Origin of the sequence: Mesorhizobium sp. M7A.F.Ca.CA.002.09.1.1 (assembly GCF_003998555.1) — a bacterium.
Taxonomy (GTDB): Bacteria; Pseudomonadota; Alphaproteobacteria; order Rhizobiales; family Rhizobiaceae; genus Mesorhizobium; species Mesorhizobium ciceri.
On record NZ_RZRR01000690.1, the window covers coordinates 1 to 3,077 of the forward strand.

Sequence of the window (3,077 nt, forward strand, 5' to 3'; positions counted from 1 at the left end):
CACGGCGCTGCAAGCGTCCGGCATCGAGCCGGCGCGGATCGCCGGCCTGCGGCCGGCGCTGCTGCCGAAAGTGCTCAGGCTGCCGGACTGGCTGTTCAAGCTCTTGGCGCGGCGCATGCTGGCGATCGACCCGCAGGCGCGCTCGTCGATGTGGGACGATCTTCAGCGCGGCCGGCCGACGGAGATCGACGACTTGCAAGGTGCCATCTTGCGGCTGGCGGGGAAGGCCGGCACGCCCGTGCCGACGGTTCAGCGGATCATCGCCTTGGTGCGCGCGGCGGAAGCGGAGCGGCTTGGCTCGCCGGGCCTGGCGCCGGAGCAGATTGTTGCACCGGCCGGCCGTCGATCAACGTGATCTTCTGCCAGATTTTCCGCGACAGGTTGGACGCCAGGTTCTCGATGTCGTTGACGCCGTCGATGACCACGTCGTCATTGACCGACTGCGCGAACAATGCGGCGATCTTGCCGGTGATCGACAGCATTTCGGAGCAATAGTCGAGGTAACGCGCCAGGTCGGCGGCATTGGTGATGCGGGCGGGCGAATGCGACGTTGGCTTGAAATCGGCCGACAGCGCCGCCGGATCCTTGGTCAGCTGGTGCATGTCGATGACGTGGATCAGCGAGCGCAGGCCATGCAGCTGGCGAAAGACCTGCTTGCGCTTGATGCGCTCCTCGGAGCGGATCAAGGCGAGAAATCCGACAATGGCGAGGATGAACATGTTGAGCGAAGCTTCGATGCCTTGCACAGACTGGACGGCATCACCCGGTTTGGAAATGCGGTCGAATGGCAATACGGTTCCGACGAAGATGAACATCAGTGCGCCGGCAACGACAGCGGCGACGATGAGGCCGCGCAGCCACCAGATCGGCGCTTCCAGGGCCTTGGCGCCCTGTGCCAGGTCGCGCGACAGCGAGACCAGTTCGGCGGCAACGCCGCGCAGGCCGGCATCGGGGAAACGCTCCGCAACGCGCGTCTCCAGCCGTTCTGCGGTCTCGATGATCAGTTTCGGATCAAGCGTACGGTAGCGCATGTCCGATCGAACCTCAGGGTTGTGCTGGCTCGTTGGTGCGCCGGCCGTAGCGGTTGGGTCCAGGCTGCCCCGGAAACAGGCACAACACAAGGAAGGCCACGATCGAGACCACCGGCACGAACAGGATCAGCGCCGCAATGCCCGGCTTGTCCAAATCGTGCAGCCGCTTGACCGCCAGGGCAATGTTCGACCACAGCGAGGCGATGAAGGCGACGAAGAAGATGAACGACCACATGTTGCTCTCGGCCGAACCTTCCGGCACCAGCGTGAAGCGGTAGAGCGGGAAGGCCTGGATGATAGCGACGAGCAACCCGCCAAGAAAATAGGCCGCGCGACTGACGCGGCCCGAGGTTTTGAAGAAAAGCCAGGTGAGATCTGATCTGTCAGGCAAGCGGGTCCGGTCCATATTGATTGGCGCCCCTGGCGCCTTCGAGAATGCCGCATTCCACCAGAAACCAGATCGGGCCGATCAATGGCACCAGCATGATCAGGCTCCACCAGCCCGACTTGCCGCGATCATGCCAGCGCTTGGCGTAGACTGCGAGTGCGAAATAGATCGAGGCCAGAGCGATGAGAATGCCGATGATGCCGATCTGGGCGCCACTGGCCGTGGTGATGCGTGTACCGAGGATCGCATCGAGAATAAAGGCAACGATGCCAATGACGATGAAAACGCCAATCGCGGCCCAGAACTTGCCACGGTTGATGCGACCGTCAAAACTTGTGAGCAGATACTTCCAGTCCATGTCACCCCTCCATGATGAACCCGCGCGACCGATTGTCGCGCCGGCGGAAGGTGCGCCCGCTTTGCGCAAAGATCAATCGCGCAGCAATTCGTTGATCGAGGTCTTGGACCTGGTTTTGGCGTCGACGCGCTTGACGATGACGGCGCAGTAGAGGCTCGGACCCGGCTCGCCGTTCGGAAAGGGCTTGCCCGGCATCGCTCCGGCGACGACGACGGAATTCGGCGGCACTTCGCCATAGAAAATCTCGCCGGTAGCGCGGTCGACGATCTTGGTCGACTGGCCGATGAAGACGCCCATGCCGAGCACCGAGCCTTCGCGCACGATGCAGCCCTCGACCACTTCCGAGCGCGCGCCGATGAAGCAATTGTCCTCGATGATGGTCGGACCTGCCTGCATCGGCTCCAGCACGCCGCCGATGCCGACGCCGCCGGAAAGATGCACGTTCTTGCCGATCTGGGCACAGGAGCCTACCCCGACCCAGGTGTCGATCATGGTGCCTGTATCGACATAGGCGCCGACATTGACGAAGGACGGCATCAGCACGGCGCCCGGCGCGATATAGGCCGAGCGACGCACGATCGACCCCGGCACGGCGCGAAAGCCCTCCTTTTCGAAATCGACAGCGCCCCAGCCATCGAACTTCGACGGCACCTTGTCCCACCACGTCGCTTCGCCGGGACCACCCTTGATGATCTCCATCGGGTTGAGCCGGAAGGACAAAAGCACGGCCTTCTTCAGCCACTGGTTGACATGCCACTTGCCGTCGGCCTGCCGCTCGGCGACGCGGACGGCGCCGCGGTCGAGCAGGTCAAGCGCCGACTGGATGGCATCGCGCGTTTCGCCGCGCGTCGCAGTCGAAATCGCATCGCGTTCCTCGAAGGCCTTCTCGATGGTCTTTTCGAGGCTCGCCAGATCGGGCTTCGACATGAATTCGCTCCATTACCAAGCTGTTAAGGGACTGAGCCTTAACCTGTTTTGAAAGTCGCGCGGACCCTATGTTAAGGCTTAATGGGGGTCAATCGCGTGTGCGTCACGGGACGGCGCAGTTAAGGGAATTGGACGGGTAGTTATGACTCCTATGGAAAAGGCGGGGTGGACGCCGCTGCCGCATTCGGACGAGGATCTGGAGCGGTCGAAGAGCGTGCCTGACACGCCGCAGACGCGTGCCGAAACCTACCGGCTCGCCTGGAACGATCCCGACTTCATGACGCGGCGCGAGTTGCGCGCGGTCAGGCTGCAACTCGAACTCCTGAAACCGGAAATGATCCTAGCCGAACGCGGCATCCGCTCGACGGTGATC

At 62.8% G+C, this 3,077-nt stretch carries 5 protein-coding genes and 1 pseudogene; 2 read left to right on the forward strand and 4 right to left on the reverse strand.

Annotation, left to right across the window (positions count from 1 at the left end):
* Window positions 1-355: ketopantoate reductase C-terminal domain-containing protein (locus EN994_RS24530; protein WP_281060204.1), on the forward strand; the 355-nt coding region annotated here is incomplete at its 5' end.
* On the opposite strand, the gene EN994_RS24535 is transcribed toward EN994_RS24530, so the two are convergent.
* From EN994_RS24535 to dapD, 4 genes are all read right to left on the reverse strand, one after another.
* A complete protein-coding gene (locus EN994_RS24535) occupies window positions 258-1,031 on the reverse strand; it encodes a hypothetical protein (RefSeq protein WP_063169724.1) in 774 nt (257 codons plus the stop codon). The genes EN994_RS24530 and EN994_RS24535 overlap by 98 nt on opposite strands.
* Before the next feature lie 13 nt (window positions 1,032-1,044).
* Window positions 1,045-1,422 (reverse strand): DUF805 domain-containing protein, encoded by a 378-nt coding sequence (locus tag EN994_RS24540; RefSeq protein WP_024502086.1) that lies wholly within the window; start codon window positions 1,420-1,422, stop codon window positions 1,045-1,047.
* Entirely contained in the window at window positions 1,415-1,777 is a 363-nt protein-coding gene (locus tag EN994_RS24545; RefSeq protein ID WP_013528479.1) for a DUF805 domain-containing protein, read from the reverse strand. The genes EN994_RS24540 and EN994_RS24545 overlap by 8 nt, the downstream gene beginning before the upstream one ends.
* 72 nt (window positions 1,778-1,849) lie before the next feature.
* A complete protein-coding gene (gene dapD, locus EN994_RS24550) occupies window positions 1,850-2,704 on the reverse strand; it encodes a 2,3,4,5-tetrahydropyridine-2,6-dicarboxylate N-succinyltransferase (RefSeq protein ID WP_013528480.1) in 855 nt (284 codons plus the stop codon).
* Between the two features lie 142 nt (window positions 2,705-2,846).
* On the opposite strand from dapD, the pseudogene EN994_RS24555 reads away from it, so the two are divergent.
* Window positions 2,847-3,077, forward strand: a pseudogene (locus EN994_RS24555) (3-isopropylmalate dehydrogenase); the annotation flags it as partial.